The 18,448-nt window shown below is 42.9% G+C and carries 17 protein-coding genes; 11 read left to right on the forward strand and 6 right to left on the reverse strand.

Annotated features, from left to right (window positions below; genetic code table 11):
• Nucleotides 1-18: 18 nt before the first annotated feature.
• Nucleotides 19-189, reverse strand: coding sequence for a hemin uptake protein HemP (gene hemP, locus FSC11_RS05365; protein ID WP_004815360.1), 171 nt, complete (start codon nucleotides 187-189; stop codon nucleotides 19-21).
• A 142-nt stretch (nucleotides 190-331) separates the two neighbouring features.
• Between hemP and FSC11_RS05370 the strand changes: the two genes are divergently transcribed.
• Entirely contained in the window at nucleotides 332-1,231 is a 900-nt protein-coding gene (locus FSC11_RS05370) for a thiamine phosphate synthase (RefSeq protein WP_163165611.1), read from the forward strand.
• 29 nt (nucleotides 1,232-1,260) lie between these two features.
• Here the strand turns inward: FSC11_RS05370 and FSC11_RS05375 are convergent, their stop codons facing one another.
• Both FSC11_RS05375 and mrcB read right to left on the reverse strand, forming a co-directional pair.
• The gene (locus FSC11_RS05375) at nucleotides 1,261-1,800 is read right to left on the reverse strand and encodes a tetratricopeptide repeat protein (RefSeq protein ID WP_004892500.1); all 540 of its coding nucleotides are present in this window, start codon (nucleotides 1,798-1,800) and stop codon (nucleotides 1,261-1,263) included.
• A 13-nt stretch (nucleotides 1,801-1,813) separates the two neighbouring features.
• Entirely contained in the window at nucleotides 1,814-4,207 is a 2,394-nt protein-coding gene (gene mrcB / locus FSC11_RS05380) for a penicillin-binding protein 1B (protein WP_163165613.1), read from the reverse strand.
• Nucleotides 4,208-4,433: 226 nt separating this feature from the next.
• Here mrcB and FSC11_RS05385 point away from each other — a divergent pair, with 226 nt between their 5' ends.
• Both FSC11_RS05385 and FSC11_RS05390 read left to right on the forward strand, forming a co-directional pair.
• Nucleotides 4,434-5,336, forward strand: coding sequence for an NAD(+) kinase (locus tag FSC11_RS05385; protein ID WP_004815364.1), 903 nt, complete (start codon nucleotides 4,434-4,436; stop codon nucleotides 5,334-5,336).
• A 3-nt stretch (nucleotides 5,337-5,339) separates the two neighbouring features.
• Nucleotides 5,340-5,612 (forward strand): YeaC family protein, encoded by a 273-nt coding sequence (locus FSC11_RS05390; RefSeq protein ID WP_004815365.1) that lies wholly within the window; start codon nucleotides 5,340-5,342, stop codon nucleotides 5,610-5,612.
• 58 nt (nucleotides 5,613-5,670) lie between these two features.
• Here FSC11_RS05390 and FSC11_RS05395 read toward each other — a convergent pair whose 3' ends face one another.
• Nucleotides 5,671-6,672, reverse strand: coding sequence for a glycosyl transferase family protein (locus tag FSC11_RS05395; protein ID WP_163165615.1), 1,002 nt, complete (start codon nucleotides 6,670-6,672; stop codon nucleotides 5,671-5,673).
• 414 nt (nucleotides 6,673-7,086) lie between these two features.
• On the opposite strand from FSC11_RS05395, the gene FSC11_RS05400 reads away from it, so the two are divergent.
• Nucleotides 7,087-8,430 carry a dicarboxylate/amino acid:cation symporter gene (locus FSC11_RS05400; protein WP_004892515.1) on the forward strand — a complete coding sequence of 448 codons (1,344 nt, stop codon included), beginning with the start codon at nucleotides 7,087-7,089 and terminating at the stop codon, nucleotides 8,428-8,430.
• 166 nt (nucleotides 8,431-8,596) lie between these two features.
• Entirely contained in the window at nucleotides 8,597-9,739 is a 1,143-nt protein-coding gene (locus FSC11_RS05405; protein WP_004815368.1) for an acyl-CoA dehydrogenase family protein, read from the forward strand.
• Between the two features lie 82 nt (nucleotides 9,740-9,821).
• Here the strand turns inward: FSC11_RS05405 and FSC11_RS05410 are convergent, their stop codons facing one another.
• The gene (locus FSC11_RS05410) at nucleotides 9,822-10,340 is read right to left on the reverse strand and encodes a DJ-1/PfpI family protein (protein WP_163165617.1); all 519 of its coding nucleotides are present in this window, start codon (nucleotides 10,338-10,340) and stop codon (nucleotides 9,822-9,824) included.
• A gap of 485 nt (nucleotides 10,341-10,825) precedes the next feature.
• Between FSC11_RS05410 and pheA the strand changes: the two genes are divergently transcribed.
• The 4 genes from pheA to FSC11_RS05430 all read left to right on the forward strand — a co-directional run bounded on the left by pheA (nucleotide 10,826) and on the right by FSC11_RS05430 (nucleotide 15,808).
• On the forward strand, nucleotides 10,826-11,935 hold the full coding sequence (gene pheA, locus FSC11_RS05415) for a prephenate dehydratase (RefSeq protein WP_004892523.1): 1,110 nt from the start codon (nucleotides 10,826-10,828) through the stop codon (nucleotides 11,933-11,935).
• 65 nt (nucleotides 11,936-12,000) lie between these two features.
• On the forward strand, nucleotides 12,001-13,092 hold the full coding sequence (gene hisC / locus FSC11_RS05420; protein WP_163165619.1) for a histidinol-phosphate transaminase: 1,092 nt from the start codon (nucleotides 12,001-12,003) through the stop codon (nucleotides 13,090-13,092).
• A gap of 3 nt (nucleotides 13,093-13,095) precedes the next feature.
• Nucleotides 13,096-15,342 carry a bifunctional prephenate dehydrogenase/3-phosphoshikimate 1-carboxyvinyltransferase gene (locus FSC11_RS05425; RefSeq protein ID WP_163165621.1) on the forward strand — a complete coding sequence of 749 codons (2,247 nt, stop codon included), beginning with the start codon at nucleotides 13,096-13,098 and terminating at the stop codon, nucleotides 15,340-15,342.
• A 100-nt stretch (nucleotides 15,343-15,442) separates the two neighbouring features.
• On the forward strand, nucleotides 15,443-15,808 hold the full coding sequence (locus FSC11_RS05430; protein ID WP_008302545.1) for a hypothetical protein: 366 nt from the start codon (nucleotides 15,443-15,445) through the stop codon (nucleotides 15,806-15,808).
• Nucleotides 15,809-15,851: 43 nt separating this feature from the next.
• On the opposite strand, the gene FSC11_RS05435 is transcribed toward FSC11_RS05430, so the two are convergent.
• Complete coding sequence (locus tag FSC11_RS05435; RefSeq protein ID WP_103799901.1) at nucleotides 15,852-16,481, reverse strand: alpha/beta hydrolase; 630 nt, start codon at nucleotides 16,479-16,481, stop codon at nucleotides 15,852-15,854.
• 124 nt (nucleotides 16,482-16,605) lie between these two features.
• Here FSC11_RS05435 and yaaA point away from each other — a divergent pair, with 124 nt between their 5' ends.
• Nucleotides 16,606-17,388: a peroxide stress protein YaaA gene (gene yaaA, locus FSC11_RS05440; protein ID WP_163165623.1), complete on the forward strand. Its 783-nt coding sequence runs from the start codon at nucleotides 16,606-16,608 to the stop codon at nucleotides 17,386-17,388.
• 822 nt (nucleotides 17,389-18,210) lie between these two features.
• Nucleotides 18,211-18,372 (forward strand): hypothetical protein, encoded by a 162-nt coding sequence (locus FSC11_RS05445; RefSeq protein WP_155756525.1) that lies wholly within the window; start codon nucleotides 18,211-18,213, stop codon nucleotides 18,370-18,372.
• Nucleotides 18,373-18,448 lie beyond the last annotated feature (76 nt).

Genomic DNA, 18,448 nt, shown 5'->3' on the forward strand with positions numbered 1-18,448 from the left:
TTGTGTGAGTTATTTTATTTATTTAGTGAGAATGAGACGATTATTTCGGGTCAAGCGTAGGCGGTATTCTTCACCCGCATGCATGATGCGAATTTCGCGTCCGAGAGCAAACAGGTTATTTGAATGCAGCATTGGTAATGCATGATGAGCGTCATTGTTACGTGTAAACAGGCTAAAAGGTGCGTTCATTCCATCGACTCCGTGGTATGTGCTTGGATTGATTTAAATGATAATCATTATCGAATAGAGCTGTCAACGCCTAAATTTTGCAATTCCTAAAAAATCCGCTATCACTTACAATTCGTAATATTTCCAGTCAGTTTATCTTCGTATGTCCAAAGCAAATATTCATGTCGCGATTGCCTTGTTATTTCACCAAAATCAGGTTCTGGTTGGCTGGCGGGAAGCGAAACAGCATCAGGGAAATAAACATGAATTCCCTGGCGGCAAAGTAGAAGAAGGTGAAAAACCGCTGCAAGCCTGCCGTCGTGAGATCCAAGAAGAAGTCGGTATTGATATCGAGCTTTGGCATTCTTTCGATTTTATTCGTCATGAATATGAAGATGTGATTGTGCATCTGCATTTATTCCATGCCAGTGTAGCTGAAGCACAGTTAGCCCAGATTCAGCAACCCTGGAAGTGGTATAGCCGCGAGCAGTTACAGCAGCTGAATTTTCCGAAAGCCAATGCGGTGATTTTAGAAAAACTGTTATGGCCACAGATGATTAAAATCAGCAGTGATCTGGCAGATCTGCATCAGCTCGACAAAGTGCAAATGCTGTATTGGCGAGTTGACGCCAACGCAGAACAAGCCGAGAAATTGGCAACCCTGCTAGCAGAACAATTATCCCAATTGATTATTAATCATGACTTATATCTGCTGCTGGATGAACAACAGCAACAGAGTATTCAGACTTTACATCTTAAGCAGGCACAGTTGAATCAACTAAGTACCAGTGATCTGGTTATAGGGAAACGCTATATTGCTGCGTGTCATGATCATGCGTCTACACAACGGGCAGAACAGCTGGGCTGTGAAGCAATTTTTCTGAGTCCTGTGCTTCCAACAGCGACTCATACAGAAGTAGAGCCACTGGGATGGATTACCTTTGAGCAGATTGCCAAACAGATTCAGATTCCTGTGTATGCACTTGGTGGAATCAACAAAGAAGATTTGAGTCAGGCTCAATCCCATCATGCCTACGGGATCGCAGGCATTCGTGGGATATAAGTAAGTTCATTACTAAAAGTAATTATAGCTTAAAGAGCGCTTAATGCCTTCTGTGCTTTTTGAATGGTTTGTGGATTTTTTTGCAGCTGACCAGCTTTAAGAATCACCTGCCAGAGCTGCTTTTTCATGGCATTACTTTGGGCGTAGCTAAGGCCGCGCTGCGCAAACGCTTGCGCATTGGCGGGTTTATTCTTGCGATTCGCCAGCATCCCTAAATACAGATAGGTTTCAGGAGACTGCGGTGCCAGTCGCTGCGCCTGGGTGACATAGGCTTCAGCCTGATCAAACTTTTGTGCTTTATACGCTGTTTGAGTCTGCTGCATCAATTTTTTGAAAGCAGGTAACTGACGGCCATCATCAAACTGCTGTGGTTTAGGTTTCTGCTGTGGCACGACCACTTTTTGACGTTTGATTTCAGGATGATCATAAGGCGTAATTACTACACCATCAGATTTCTGCACCCGTGGCTTTTCAGGTGCAGGCTTGGCTGGAGCAGATGGTTCCTGCTGTATGGACTGACAGCCGACTAAAGCAACTAAAATTGAACCAATCAGGATTTTTTGAAACATATATCTCACTCAATTAGGGTGAATAACTACCGCTTGAGATGATACGTGTATCTTGTAAAGAATCACGTTGGTTTTCCGTTTCAGTTTCTTCAATCCAGATCCCAATTTCATCGCTTGGATCGTCAGAAACTTGAGGTTCTTCTGAATCAATTGTATGTGGGGCAGGGGCATAATGCGATGCGCCACAAGCAGTAGCCTGATTTGGCATGCTGTGACGAGTCAGTGGAATATACATGGCACCTTCACAGCCTTGAGCAGACAAATGACCTGTCGCGCGATCGACCCATTGCCATTGTACCTCACCTGGTTGATGCAGATTTACCGGCTTCTGGCGTAACTGCTTCATGACACTGGTCCATACCGGTAGCGCACCAGATGATCCGGTCAAACCAGTAATCTTATTGTCATCCAGACCTAACCAGACCACAGCTAGGTAATTACCAGAATAGCCTGCGAACCATGAGTCACGGGTATCATTGGTTGTCCCTGATTTGCCAGCCAGACCAAGATTGCGTGGCAGGGTATTATAAGCAGATTGGCCGGTACCGCTGCTCATGACCTGCTGTAAACCGTTGTTCAGGATATAGGCATAAGCCGGATCAATGGTCGGCTGAACCGTCAAGCCATAGCGATCGACCAGACGACCATTGGCATCGACTACGGAACGAATGGCTTTGACCGGATATTTAAAACCGCCAGTCGCGAAATTACCATACAGACTCATCACTTCCATAGGTGACATATCTACCGCACCCAGATAAATGGAAGGGTAGGACGGAATATCAGAAGTCACACCAAATTTCTTCAGGTGATTGATAAAGGTTGACATACCGAATTCCTGCGCCAAACGTACCGCGGACAGGTTATAGGAATTTGCCAGTGCTTGAGACATTGGAACCACACCATGTGGGCGGCCACTATAGTTCTTGGGTGTCCAGGTCTTGCCATCAGTTTTAATGCTCAGCTCGCTGTCTTCGATCGGGCTACCCCAATGGTAACGGTTCGATTCAATTGCGGTCAGGTAAATCACAGGTTTTAATAACGAACCCACCTGACGCTTGGCATCCAGGGCACGGTTAAAGCCGGTAAAGTCCTGGGTCGAACCAACTGCAGCAACCAGTTCACCATTTTCTGGATGAGTGACCAGCACCGCACCTTGCAAATCTTTTAAACGTTTCGGATTTGATCTGCTTAAGTTCGCCACTGTATTTTTGAAGCTTTGCTGAATACGGGTCTGTGCCAATGGATCCAACGTGGTAAAGATGCGTAGGCCCTGATTGGTAATGTCACCTTCCTGATATTCGGTACGCAGCTGACGACGCACAATATCCAAGAAGTCAGGAAAACGTGCTGGACCCAGGGTTGGTTTTGTAATGACATTGAGAGGGCGTGCCTTCTCGGTTTCGTATTGCTCTTGGGTCAGATAACCCATGACCAGCATATTGTTCAGCACAATATCACGACGTCTTTTCGCCGTTTCAGGGTTACGCCATGGATTGTAGAGGGAAGGACCTTGTACCAAACCAACTAAAAATGCCTGTTGGGAAATATTTAATTCGCGCAACGGCAGACCAAAATAGAATTGGGAAGCCAGACCGTAACCATTAATAGAATAATTGCCATTCTGGCCCAGATTCACTTCATTTAAATAGGCTTCAAGGATTTCATCCTTGTCATAATGCAATTCAATCAACATCGCCATAAAGGCTTCATTGACTTTACGCTTTAAAGTACGCTCTGGACTTAAATAGAAGTTTTTGACCAGCTGCTGGGTTAAAGTCGAGCCACCCTGACGTTTACCGCCGGTAATATTGCTGACTACTGCACGTGCAATCCCGCGTGGAGATACACCATGATGGTGGTAGAAATTACGGTCTTCGGTGGCGATCAGTGCTTCAATCAAAGGTTTAGGTACTTTATTCAGCTTGATCAGTACCCGGTCTTCATTATGTTGGGGGTAAATCCCGCCAATTAATAAAGGTTCTAAACGGGCAATTCCGGACGTCGAGGGCTTGGTGGCACTTACGTCATTAATCTGTTCACCATTGAAGCTGACTTTTAAAATCTGCTCAGGCTCAACCCGGTCACCAAAGTCAAAACCACGGGTATGTACATATAAAGTATCACCAGAAGTCACATAACTTCCGGACTTGGTATAGCTTTCAGCACTCTTATATCCAAGCAGTTTGAGCTCTTCCTGAAGATCCTGTTGGCTGACAGGTGCATTGACATAGATTTCCATCGGACGCGCGAAGACTTTCGCAGGAATGTCCCAGCGCTGGCCTTCAAATTTGTCACGTACAATATTATCCAGACGAATCAGATAGATACTAAAGGCAACAAAAGCTGAAATGACCAAAACGGAAAAGATTAAGGCAATAAACCCCAAACCACGTTCATACTTCATAAATGATGATAAGCGTCTGTAAAATTCTGCTAATCATGCGAAGCTTTTAGGGAATTTGCAATATTTAAAGAGAAATTGGTTAAAAAATATCAATTAAAAAATACACTTAGTCTGCATAATATTATTTCTAACTTGCTCTACTTATACATAAAAACCAGGGAAAATTGTCAACGAGCCAGAGCTTAATGCTATTATAGGAGCGATTCGTAGCGGAGCGACGAGACTGGTGCTAATTTCACATAAGACATTCCGAAATATCGGGTTAGTAGGACGTCCTGATAAATCTTCAGTAGTTGAAACCTTATGTCTTATTCATGATCATTTGTTGAACGTGGGCCTGCATCCAGTGTTTGATGCAGATACCGCTGCGCTGGTACCTTATGAAAATACCCAGACAGTGAGCCGCGCCTTGCTGGGTGAGGTGGTCGATCTGGTCATTGTGGTTGGTGGTGATGGTTCATTGCTGCATGCTGCCCGGGCACTGGTCAAATATAATATTCCTGTCATCGGTGTGAACCGTGGCCGCTTGGGCTTCCTGACGGATATCAAGCCGACAGAAGTTATCTTCAAGCTGGATCAGGTTCTTAAAGGTGAATTCCAGCTTGAGCGACGTTTCCTGTTAGAACTGGAAATCCGGTCTAAAGGCGAAATTATCCATGATGCGATTGCCCTGAACGATGTCGTACTCCATTCTGGTAAATCCGTGCACATGATCGACTTTGAGCTGAATATTGATGGACAATATGTTTATCGTCAGCATAGTGATGGTCTGATCGTGTCAACACCAACAGGCTCAACTGCCTATGCACTTTCTGGTGGTGGGCCAATTGTACATCCAAGTATGGATGCGATTGTGCTGGTACCCATGCATCCGCATACCCTGTCATCCCGACCGATTGTGGTTGGAGGACATAGTGAGATTAAGCTGGTGATCCGTAAAAATCGCGTGATGCCGATGGTCAGCGCAGATGGACAGCACAGCATTTCTTTGAATGTGGGAGATACGGTTCACATTCGTAAACACCCATTTAAACTGCAACTTTTACATCCACCGGGTTATGATTTCTATATGGCGTGTCGGACCAAGCTCGGCTGGAACCAAGACTTTGATTATCAGAATCGGGATTAAATCATGAATATTGAACAAATGCTTTCTATGCTCAATCCTGAGATTGTAGACCGACTGCGTACTGCGATTGAAATTGGTAAATGGCCGAACGGTGTGGCATTGACGGAAGAGCAGCGTCAGACGTGTATGCAAGCCGTGTATGCCTGGGAAATTAAACATCTGCCTGAAACTGAACGTAGTGGTTATATCGACCGCGGTACCAAAGAAGAAGGTGAAGAATGTGATGATGATCATCACAAGAATGAACCGGAATTCAGACCCATTCGTTTCGTTTAATTGAAACCAAAAAGACCACAAACGTGGTCTTTTTAATGTCTGAAATAAATGATTTTGTTCAAACCGAAAGACGAGTATTCCAGAGTTCTTTAGCTTTCTGCATCGCTGCTTCATAGTTCTCACATTTGCCCATGGTATATAGTGCAATACCGATGGTTTCAACCACTGCGGTTTCACCATACTCATGCGAACGTTGACCCTCCCAGACTTCTTTAAATACAGCCAGATTCAGCTCTTCTTCAATCGGACTGCGATTGTCCGTCAGTTTAGGCAGTTCGTGTTCATACAGTTCGCCATTCTTGATACCACAAATTAAGGTTTTGGCATCAGGGTTACGTTCAAACTCGCCACCTTCACCTTTAATCACAGCACTATTTTGATAACCGAGCTGAAAAGCAGCGCGCTGGTGTGAACCACGATAAGCCGGATGGAAAATGGCCTGTAAAGTCGCTTTGGCATTGAATGGATTAATCAGGCGCGCCAATGTATGAATAGGAGAACGTAAACCCATAACATTCCGCAGTCCGATCAGCTCAGCCAGGATAGGTGAAATCACATCTAAAGGCAGATAAGCAAAATGTCTTTCTTGCAGCTGCTGTTCGACTTCAACCTCACTGTGGCAAATAGAATAGCCTAAGTATTCTAATACTTGTTCAGTATAAACCCGATTCAAAGTATGCCCAGCTGCACCATGCATGACAATATTATAGCCATGCTTGGCCAAGGTGAGGGCAGACAGGATAAACCATGGATAATGCTTGCGCTTGCCAGCATAAGATGACCAGTCCAAGTCTACATCCAGAGCTTTAAAATTAAGCTGATCCCGGGTTGCCTGAACAAAACCTGCCAGCTCTTCGACGGATTCTTCTTTTACGCGCAGTAGCATCAGGAAGGCACCTAGCTGTACATCCAGCACTTCATTTTTCAGGATCATACTAAAAGCTTGATAGGCTTCATCATAACTGAGCGAGCGTGCACCATTCTTTCCTTTACCAATAATACGAATAAACTGGGCAAAAGGATGTTCAGCATCTTTATAAATATTTCGCTTTGTGGTCATAGGGATAGATCAATCATGTTCATCAAGTATTGGCATATTTTACGCTGATATTGGTATTTCACCTTCTTATTTTGCAGAAGAATTATGGTTTTATAAGACTATAGTCTAAGGAATATTGTTTATTATTTAGACGAATTTAACATTTTGGGTTAAACAAAAGTCTAAAAAGCGGTTAAAATTTCTCTTGATTCTTTGTGTTTGCTTCATCTCCTGATCAATGCACTAACTTCTGCTGAAGAGCGGTGTTCCTGTAATTGTTAAACGTACATACACAATCTATTTTCAGTATCAGATTAATTTCTTGATACGTAAGCACTTTTTTGTTTAAGGCAATGAAGTATTGGATGCTTATTTTCTTAAATAAGTGAAAACTGAATATTGCTTCTTGTTAGAAGTATATTGTGAACTAAGGTCATGGCTAAAAAACCTATTTATAAGTCACTTTATTTTCAAGTGATTGTTGCCATTATTGCCGGTATCCTTGTGGGTCACTTCTCACCAAGCGGTACGCAAATTATCAATGGTGCTGAACAATATGTTCCTGGTTTGGGCGAACAGCTGAAACCATTGGGTGATGGCTTTATCCGCCTGATCAAAATGATTATCGCACCAGTAATTTTCTGTACGGTAGTGAGTGGTATTGCAGGTATGGAAAGCATGAAATCTGTCGGCAAGACAGGTGGTATTGCTTTACTATACTTTGAAATCGTATCGACGATTGCCTTGGTGATCGGTCTGCTCGTGATCAATATTGCCAAACCTGGTGTTGGTATGAACGTTGATCCAGCAACTCTCGATACAGAAGGTATCTCGAAATATGTTGCATCAGGTGAGTCACAATCGACCATCGATTTCTTCATGAATATCATTCCAAATACGGTGGTGGGCGCATTTGCTGAAGGTGAAATCCTTCAGGTACTGTTATTCGCTCTCCTGTTTGGTTTTGCCCTGCATCAGCTGGGAGATAATGGTAAGCCGGTATTGAAGTTCATTGACCAGATTTCACATGTATTCTTTAACATCGTGAACATGATCATGAAACTTGCACCTATCGGTGCGTTCGGTGCCATGGCATTTACGATTGGTAAATATGGTATCGGTACACTGGCGCAGCTGGGTCAATTGATTCTGTGCTTCTATATCACCTGTATCCTGTTTATTTTCATTATTCTTGGTTCGATTGCACGTTTCACCGGCTTCAGTATCATGAAAATGATCCGTCTGATCCGCGAAGAATTGCTGATTGTACTGGGTACTTCATCCTCTGAATCTGTATTGCCGCGTATGCTGAAAAAGCTGGAACTGGCAGGTGCAGAAAAATCAGTAGTCGGTCTGGTTATTCCAACAGGTTATTCTTTCAACCTGGACGGGACTTCTATTTACCTGACCATGGCGGCAGTCTTCATCGCTCAGGCAACCAATACCCAGCTAGATCTATCTCATCAGATTACCTTGCTTCTTGTGCTATTGATTTCATCTAAAGGTGCAGCAGGTGTAACAGGTTCTGGCTTTATCGTAATGGCTGCGACCCTGTCTGCAGTAGGTCATATCCCGGTAGCAGGCTTGGCACTGATTCTGGGTATCGACCGTTTCATGTCTGAAGCACGTGCTTTGACTAACCTGATTGGCAACTCATTGGCGACTCTGGTTGTTGCAAAATGGGTCGGTCAACTTGATAAAGAAAAACTGGATTATGCGTTAAATAATCCGGCAGAAATTGATGAATTAATGCAGCAAGAAGGCGTTAAATCTCACTGATTTCAGTCTGTTTAAAAAAGGAAGCTTCGGCTTCCTTTTTTAAATTTTTATTAAAATAAATTGACTGTAAAGTTTGAAAAAAAATCATATTAGCGCATGACACTGACCTTAAAAATCGCTAGCCTGTTTGTGGAAATATAATGATAAACACCACAAGGATAGAACAATGCTGGCATATGATGCAGACTTAGAATTATTCCGCGATAACTTTAAACGCTTTATGAGCGAACAGATTGCACCGCACTATGAGCAATGGGAACGTGAGGGCAAGATTCCACGTTCGGTATGGAATGCGCTGGGTGAAAATGGCTTTCTTTGTGTGGATGTTCCAGAAGAATATGGGGGCTATGGTGTGCCAACCCATTACTCCTTAATGTTACTCGAAGAGTCTGCACGTGCAGGATTTAGTGCACTCTCTATTGGTTTGTCATGTCACTCGGATATTGCTGCACCCTATATCCTGCATATCGCCACTGAAGAACAGAAGAAATACTGGCTGCCTAAAATGGTAACCGGTGAGGTGGTCGGTGCCATCGGTATGACTGAACCAGGTGCGGGTTCTGACTTGCAGGCAATTCGAACCAGTGCCATTTTGCAGGACGACCATTATCTGTTAAATGGTTCCAAAACTTTTATTTCGAATGGTCAGCATGCCGATCTGGTGGTGCTGGCTGTAAAAACCGATCCACAGGCACGTGCCAAAGGTGTTTCACTGCTTTTAGTAGATACTCATCTGGAAGGTTTCAAGAAAGGCACCAATCTGGACAAGATTGGCCTGCACTCGCAAGATACCTCTGAGCTGTTCTTTGATAATGTCAAAGTGCCAAAAGATCAGTTACTCGGTCAACCAGGCCAAGGCTTTGCATACCTGATGCAAGAACTGCCACGTGAGCGCACTGCGATTGCGGCTACGGCTTTGGGCGCAATTCGTGGTTCAATTGATATCACCACGACCTATGTCAAAGAGCGTCAAGCCTTTGGTCAGGCAGTGGGCCAATTCCAGAACACTCGCTTTGTATTGGCACAGGCCAAGATTGATGAACTGGCAACAGCGGCGTTTTATAACCAGAATGTTGAGTTATATATGCAGGGCAAGCTGAATGTTGAAACTGCAGCAGCCTTAAAAAGTTTTTCAACTGACATGCAGATGAAAATTGCGGATAATTTGCTACAGCTGTTTGGTGGCTATGGCTATATGACTGAATATCCGATTTCCCGTTTCTTTGTCGATGCGCGTATCCAAAGGATTTATGGTGGTACGAACGAGATCATGAAAGAAATCGTAGCACGTAGCCTATTAGGTCGATAAAAGTATTTCATTCGCTATAAAGTAAAAGTGAGCCTATAAGGGCTCATTTTTATGTAAGGGAGCAAAGGACATTTTTCATATTTTAAGACCTTAATACTTCTAGGCACTCATCAATAAACACAGGTAAATCGTCTGGTGCACGTGAAGAGATCAACTGGTTATTATCATTGACCAGTTCTGCATCATAGTAACGACCGCCTGCATCTTGCAGCCAGTGCGCATGGTCACGAATACTGGTAATAATCCGGTCCTTCAGCACGTCAGCTGCACCGAGTAATAATGAAGCATCGCAGATGCTAAAGATGGTTTTATTGGCTGCATTAAATTCCTGAATCAACTTTAGAACGACAGCATCTGAAGTGAAGGTCAGGGGAGATTCTCCACCTGGAATCAGTAGGGCGTCAAAATCATCGACACAGATATGGTCAATACTTTCATCTATGGTCACTGAAGCTGTATGTTTCTGACCATATATGACCTTTCCAGCTTCATGGTCAATATTGCAGATACTGTGACTGGCAGCACGAAAGGCTTCTACAGGTTCGAAATATTCCTGATCATCAAAGTTATGAGTGACGAGCACAGCTATTCTTTTTGGCATGTATTTGCTCCTGCCTAAGTTTTGAACAGACTAGCGGGATAAGGTTTAAAAATCGTCCCTGCTTTGTAAATAAATACATGTTAAATGTAAAAATCCCTGTTAAAACAAGTAAAAAAAGCATATGTGCAGGAGGTTGAGCGGTAATTTTAAAATGAACTATTGATTATCTAGCAACATCTTTCCCTTGCTGGTTTTTGAGTCTTTGCATGATTTTTCTTATGGTTAAAATCGTTATATAGATTAAGAAATAATGATAATTCATCCATCCTAAAATCAGTTAAGATGCAAACGCAAACTTTACAATTTGATAATGTAATTTTTGCTGAATACGCTGTGGAAAATGTTACCAAACATTGCAGATGCGATGAGTGGTTAGGCAACGCATAAATAACTGACTTTTAAAAGACAAAGTCATATTGCGTAACATTTGAAAGCTTACTATTGTTATACTGAAACAGTTACGGTTTATGAAGGGCGACATAACAATGATCAACGACGATCAAAACACTACGACTTCTCTTGATTTGGCTAAGATTCGTGAAGATATCGATTCAGTTGATCAGCAAATTCAGCAATTGATTAATCGCCGTGCGCGTTTGGCCGAAGCTGTAGCAAAAGCAAAGTTTGCTTCAGAAGAGAATCCACTGTTTTACCGTCCTGAACGTGAAGCGCAGGTTTTGCGTAATGTTATGGAACGTAATGAGGGGCCACTGTCTGATACCACCATGGCACGTCTGTTCCGTGAAATCATGTCGGCATGTTTAGCGCTCGAAGCACCACAAAGTATTGCTTTCCTGGGGCCTGTGGGTACCTATACACATTCAGCAGTATTGAAACATTTTGGGCATGATGCTGTAGTACGTCCATTGCCAACCATTGATGAAGTGTTCCGTGAAGTAGAAGCGGGAAGTGCGCATTATGGTCTGGTACCAGTTGAAAACTCGTCTGAAGGTGTGGTGAACCATACTTTAGACTGTTTCAAAACTTCGCATTTGAATGTGATTGGTGAAGTGGAATTGCCAATTCATCACCAGTTCCTGATCTCTGAAAATACCCGTAAAGACAGTATCAAGCAGATTTATGCGCATCAGCAAACTTTGGCACAATGCCGTAAATGGTTAGATGCCCATTATCCAGGTGTTGAGCGTGTCGCACTCAGTTCAAATGCCGAAGCAGCGCGCCGTATTCAGAATGAATGGCATTCTGCCGCGATTGCCTCTGAAATTGCTGCAAACATCTATAATCTTGAGATTATGCACAGCAATATCGAGGACAATCCGGAAAATACGACACGTTTCCTGGTGATTGGTCGCGAGAAAGTGCCACAAAGCGGTAATGACAAAACTTCACTGCTGGTATCAGCGCATGACCGCGCCGGTGCATTGCTAGAAATTCTGGCACCATTTGCCAAGCACAACATTAGTCTAACAAGTATTGAAACTCGTCCTGCACTTCCTGAAAAATGGGCTTATGTGTTCTTTATCGATCTGGAAGGTCATATCGATCAGGAACATGTTAAAGCTGCGATTGAAGAAATTCGCCCATTGGTGAAAGAAGTTCGCGTATTGGGTTCATATCCTCAAGCTGTACTTTAAGTCAGCCATTTGTGGTCAGTGCGAGGGTGCTGACCACTGTTTCACACGTAAATCGGAAGTATAAAATGTCGTTCGTGCCAGCCAATCAAGGCATCTCAAAGTTAAAGCCATACCAGCCAGGTAAGCCAATCAGTGAACTTGAACGTGAGTTAGGGATCACCGATATCGTGAAACTTGCTTCAAATGAAAACCCGTTGGGCTGTTCAGATAAAGTCAAAGAAGCAGTCGCTGCAGAACTGGCAGAAATTGGTCGTTATCCAGATGGTGGTGGTTTTATCCTGAAAGACCAGATCAAAGAGCAATTTGGTTTTAATCATGACCAGATTACTTTGGGCAATGGTTCAAACGACTTGCTGGAAATGTTTGCCCGCGCATTCGTTTCTGAAAAAGATTCCGTGATTTACAGCCAGCATGCATTTGCAGTATATGCTCTGGTAACTCAAGCGATCCATGCTGAAGCGATTGAAGTACCAGCAAAAGGCTTCTCGCATGATCTTGAGGCCATGGCGGCTGCAATTAAAGACAATACCAAGCTGATCTTTATTGCCAATCCAAATAATCCGACAGGCACCTGGTTTGAAGAAGCTGAATTTGAAGCGTTCATGCAGAAAGTGCCGGCAAATGTGATCGTAGTGCTGGATGAAGCGTATGTGGAATATTTCCCGGAAAACTTCAATAGCCTGAAATTCCTGAAGCAGTATCCTAACCTGATTGTCAGCCGTACTTTGTCTAAGTGTTATGGTCTGGCTGCACTGCGTGTTGGTTTTGCATTGGCATCGGTTGAAGTAACGGACTATTTAAACCGTATCCGTCAGCCATTTAACGTTAACCATTTGGCGATGGTGGCTGCAGTTGCTGCACTGAAAGATGAAGCCTTCATCGAAAAATCTCGTGAAGTGAACAAGGCAGGTATGGCACAGCTTGAAGCGGGTTTTAAAGCTCTAGGTCTAAACTATGTGCCATCTCGTGCCAACTTCATCCTGGTCGATGTTCAAGCAGATCCTGCTGAAACCTTTAATGGTTTATTAAAGCAAGGTGTGATTGTGCGTCCAGTGGGTATTGCTAACCACTTGCGCGTATCGATTGGTACCGAAGCTGAAAATGCCAAATTCCTTGCTGCACTCGGCAAAGTACTTGGCTTAGAGGCAAAAGCTTAAGTTATGTCGCAGCCACTGTTTGAAAAAGTTGCCTTTATTGGACTTGGACTGATTGGTTCAAGTCTGGCACGTGTGATTAAGGCTGAACATTTAGCCAATGACATCGTGGCATCGACCCGCTCGCAAAAAACGCTGGAAGATGCCAAAGCCTTGGGATTAATTTCCGAAGGCTATGCAGATCCTGTAGAAGCTGTCAAAGGTGCAGACCTGATCGTCCTGGCTTTACCCGTACGTGCTACGCAAAAAGTATTGGAAACGATTCAGCCTTATCTGGCTGAAGGTGCCATTATTACCGATGTGGGTAGCACAAAGGGCAATGTAGTTGAGGCGGCCAAAGCGGTTTTTGGTGATGCATTACCTGCAGGTTTTGTACCGGGTCATCCGATTGCCGGTGCAGAACATACGGGTGTGCATGCAGGCAAAGTTGATCTGTTTGCCAATCATAAAGTGATTTTGACGCCGTTGCCGACCAGTGCAGCGTGGGCAGTCGATAAACTGATTCAACTGTGGCAGGCGGCAAAAGCGGAAGTGATTTGCATGGATGTGGAAAAGCACGATGAAGTGCTGGCGCATACCAGTCATCTTCCGCATCTGATGGCCTTTAACCTGGTCGAACAACTGGCCAAGCGTGAAGACAATTTAGATATTTTTCGTTATGCTGCGGGCGGCTTTCGGGACTTTTCCCGAATTGCAGCCAGTGATCCACAAATGTGGCATGACATCTTTTTTGCCAACAAAAAAGCAATTCTGAATGCTGTAGATGGCTTTGAGGCTCAGCTGGAAATTATCCGCAAGCTCATTGAAGACGAAGATTCCCAAGCATTGATGGGCTTACTGGGACATGCGCAGGCAGCTCGCCAGCATTTCAACCATATGCTCGCCAAGAAACCTTTCATGGAGAAAAATCAAGTGACACAACAATTTACCATTCAGCCGGGTGCCAAGAAATTCCAGGGCAAATTTACCGTGCCAGGTGACAAATCTGTGTCACACCGTTCCATCATGTTTGGTGCTATCGCTGAAGGTACAACCCATGTGACCGGTTTCCTTGAAGGGGAAGATGCTTTAGCGACTCTGCAAGCTTTCCGTGATATGGGCGTGAGCATTGAGGGTCCTAAAAATGGTGAAGTGACGATTCATGGTGTGGGGATGCACGGTCTGAAAGCACCACAGTCTGCATTGTATATGGGCAACTCAGGTACCTCAATGCGTTTGCTGTCCGGTATGCTGGCAGCGCAGAAATTTGATTCTGTGATGACGGGTGATGCTTCTCTATCTAAACGTCCAATGGAGCGTATTGCCAAGCCTTTGCGTGAAATGGGTGCACAGATTCAGACTACAGGTGAACGTGGTACCCCGCCGGTATCCATTACAGGCAATCAAAACCTGAAAGGGATCCACTACGACTTGCCAATGGCATCAGCTCAGGTGAAATCAGGGATTTTACTGGCAGGTCTTTGGGCTGAAGGTGAAACTTCGGTGACTGAGCCTGAACCAACACGTGACCATACTGAACGTATGCTGCGTGCCTTTGGTTATGAAGTAAAAACTGAAGGTAACCGGATTTCACTGCAAGGTGGCGGAAAATTGGTCGGCACCAATATCCAAGTGCCATCAGACATTTCATCTGCTGCCTTCTTTATGGTGGGTGCGGCAATTACTGAAAATGCAGACGTGACTTTAGAAGCTGTAGGCATTAACCCAACCCGTACCGGTGTCATTGAAATTCTGAAGCAAATGGGTGCGGACATTACGGTTGAAAACGAGCGTATTGCGGGCGGTGAACCGATTGCAGACATTCGTATTCGTGGTACTCGTACCTTAAAAGGTATTCATATGCCTGAAGATCAGGTGCCATTGGCAATTGATGAATTTCCGGCATTGTTTATTGCAGCAGCATGTGCGGAAGGTCAAACGATCTTGACGGGTGCGGCTGAACTGCGTGTCAAAGAATCGGATCGTATTCAAGTCATGGCAGATGGCTTAAAAACCATGGGCATCGACTGCACGCCGACTGAGGATGGTATTATCATCGAAGGTAAAGGCAAGGCAGGTGACTGGTCACCAATCTTCACTGGTGGTGAAATTGAATCGCATCATGATCACCGTATCGCAATGAGTTTCTCGATTGCAGGTCTGCGTAACTCAGGTGAAATCAAGATTGTCGGGACTGAAACAGTCGCGACCAGCTTCCCAACCTTTACTGCACTGACATCTCAGGCTGGTCTGGCGATTAAAGTGACAGAATAATCCTTAAATTTATGTGAAACAGCCAAGCTTTTGCTTGGCTGTTTTGTTTATATTGGCTTATGCTAAACCCATACAAGAAAAAAGCCATTTGGATGTAGCGATGCGAAAATTAAAATTTATTGCCAATACTCAAAGCCAACAGCAATTACAGGATAGTCGTGAGACCCAAGAGTATGTCGCGCAATTTCTTGCTGATGAACTCGGAAAATATGGCTTTCAAACCCTGCCACAAAGTGGTGGACAGGTTGCTGTTGCAGTAGATGAACACGCATTGCCACTTTCGGTGAGTTGTGAAAGTCGCGACAGTGAAGGGCATTTTGTCTGTGAGATTGCATCTTATCCAGATGAAGAACAAGACTGGCTGGATCGGATTACCGAACAAAGCCTTCTTAATCAACTGGCACAGGCCGTAGAAGCTTCACTCAAGGAGCAAGAAAGCTTTAGTGAATTCGAATGGAAAAATTAAAAAAAGCGGCCATTGAGCCGCTTTTTTTAAATTATGGAATTTTTTACAGCATTAAAAAGCGCGTAATCGCAATACGCAACTGTTTGAGGTAACCAGTAAAGAAATGATTGGCACCTGGTAAAATGGTCAACAAATGACGCTGTGGTTTAGCCCATTCAATCAGATCCGACAACAGGGTTACATCATCGGCTTCACCATGCAGGAACAGAATGTCACCTTTAATATGCGGTGTTACATAGTGGCGTAAACCTGCTACGGTGGCGGTTGGCAAACCGCATAAAACCGTCTGTTTAGGCTGTAATTCTATAGGTAGCATGGCATAGCTTTTGGCCATGACATGTGCACCGAAACTAAAGCCACCTGCATAGAATGGCAAGCCAATATGTTGAGTACGAGCGAATTTAATCACTTCAAGTACATCATCAGTTTCACCATAGCCTTCGTCATGTATTCCATCACTTTGACCAGAACCACGGAAACTTGGACGATAGACAACACAACCACGCTCTAAAAACATTTGTGCCAGCAATACTGGAACTTTATGTTGTGGTGTACCGCCTTGCAATGGATGGGGGTGACAAACAACCGCGAATCCTTTCACTTCACCCTGAGGATAATCCACAAAAACTTCAATTTGTCCCACAGGACCCTGAAGGAAAATTTGCTCGGACATAGGAAAATCGATAAATGAGGGGAGAAAGGCGTATTTTAACGATTGTATTAAGTAAAAACATGAATTGGAATTAAAATAACTCGACTGATATAGTTTGATTAATCACTTTTTAACCAGGTTGGCTATGCTCGCATTAATTTCCCCTGCAAAGACCCTCGACTACGAATCATCGTTACCAACAGATCAGCATACACAAGCAAGATTGCTGGAACATTCCCAGGAATTGATAGAAGTTGCCAGCAAGTTATCAGCAACAGAAATTTCCATTCTGATGTCAGTAAGTGAAAAAATTGCCAATCTTAATGTTGAGCGTTTCCGTGACTGGCAGCCAGAGTTTGATCTGTCGAATGCACGACAGGCGATTTTTGCCTTTAAGGGCGATGTTTATACAGGTCTGGATGCCTATAATCTAAAAGATCATGACATTAGCTATGCCCAGGAACATCTGCGTATGCTGTCCGGCTTATATGGTTTATTACGTCCATTGGATCTGATGATGCCATATCGATTAGAGATGGGAACAAAACTTGCCAATTCTCGTGGTCATAACCTGTATGAATTCTGGGGACATACCATTACTGAGCTGATCAATTATGATCTTGCAGCAGCGAATTCAGAACTTTTAGTGAATATTGCTTCTGATGAATACTACAAATCTGTGAAGGAAAATAAAATCCAGGCAGAAATCATTAAGCCTGTGTTTCTGGATCAAAAAAATGGCAAATATAAAGTGATTAGCTTTTATGCCAAGAAAGCACGTGGCCTGATGGCACGCTTTGTTATTGAAAACCAGATCGATCGCGTAGAGGATCTGAAAGGTTTCAATACTGAGGGGTACTACTTTGATGCAGAGAGTTCTCTTAAAGGTGAGCTGGTGTTCAAGCGTGATGAACAACTCGCTGCTTGAAGTCTTATTTAATAGAGAAAAGATCACCTGTGGGTGATCTTTTTTTTATATATGAATAATTAAGCATTAAAAAGGCGCATAAAATAAGTTTTTTCTTTTTACAGATAAGAATTCTGCTACAAAAAGGAGCATTAATTTTAAAGGATAAAATTTAGTCTATTTCAAAGTAGAACGGCAAATATGGGAGAGTTAGCAGTTAAAATATACAAGTTTTAATCGATGATTTTGACAATGGGTCAGAAAAATTGATTTAGAAAAATTTATAGATAAGGCTGTAAGAAACTCAATTTTCCTCATTCTTTATTTTAAAACAATTAAAGTTTATTTAAATTAAATATTCACTAGAAATAGATATTTATTTAAGATTTTCATAATTAATTTTAATTATAGGATTTTTTTATAAATCATTTTTGAATCCCTATAAAGGGAATTACCTCTCCTACAAGGAGGCTTGCGGAGCATGCTCCTCAGAGAGAGATTTTTTCTAATAAATCTCCTCACCCTGTTCGAAGTAATATTTCTCATCCCAAAGGGAGAAAGGGCTTTTAATATCTATAAATATGAATAAAACAATCATTTTTTGATTTATGAAAGAAATGTATTTTAATAAAAATATTTAAGAAGATTAATGCTTTGTATTAACAATAAAAGCATTATTTTTTTATTGTAGAATTCCTGATATTGATAAAGCTAAACTGAGTCAATTAGGTTACAAATTCATAATATTGATTACAATTCATATAGAATTTCACCTACTTTGTCACATGATTAGTTGATAATTTATTCATACAATTTTAAAAATGTAAAAGAATGCCTATAATTATGAAAAGTTATGTAATTCCAGTTTGCGCTTTATTGGTCGGGGTACTGGGATACTATGTGTATAAGCAAAGTGAAAACAGGCGCCAGCAGGAAATAAGCCGCATCATTACCGATGCCAAGATTTCTTTGCAGGCAATTGAGGGTAAGCACATTCGTCATTAAGAAGATATCTGCTTGAGTGAGCTATTAACTGCATAAAATCAATGAACTTTTCAAATGACTGAACAGTTGAAAATTG

The sequence above is a fragment of the Acinetobacter schindleri genome (assembly GCF_010918895.1).
Taxonomy (GTDB): domain Bacteria; phylum Pseudomonadota; class Gammaproteobacteria; order Pseudomonadales; family Moraxellaceae; genus Acinetobacter; species Acinetobacter schindleri.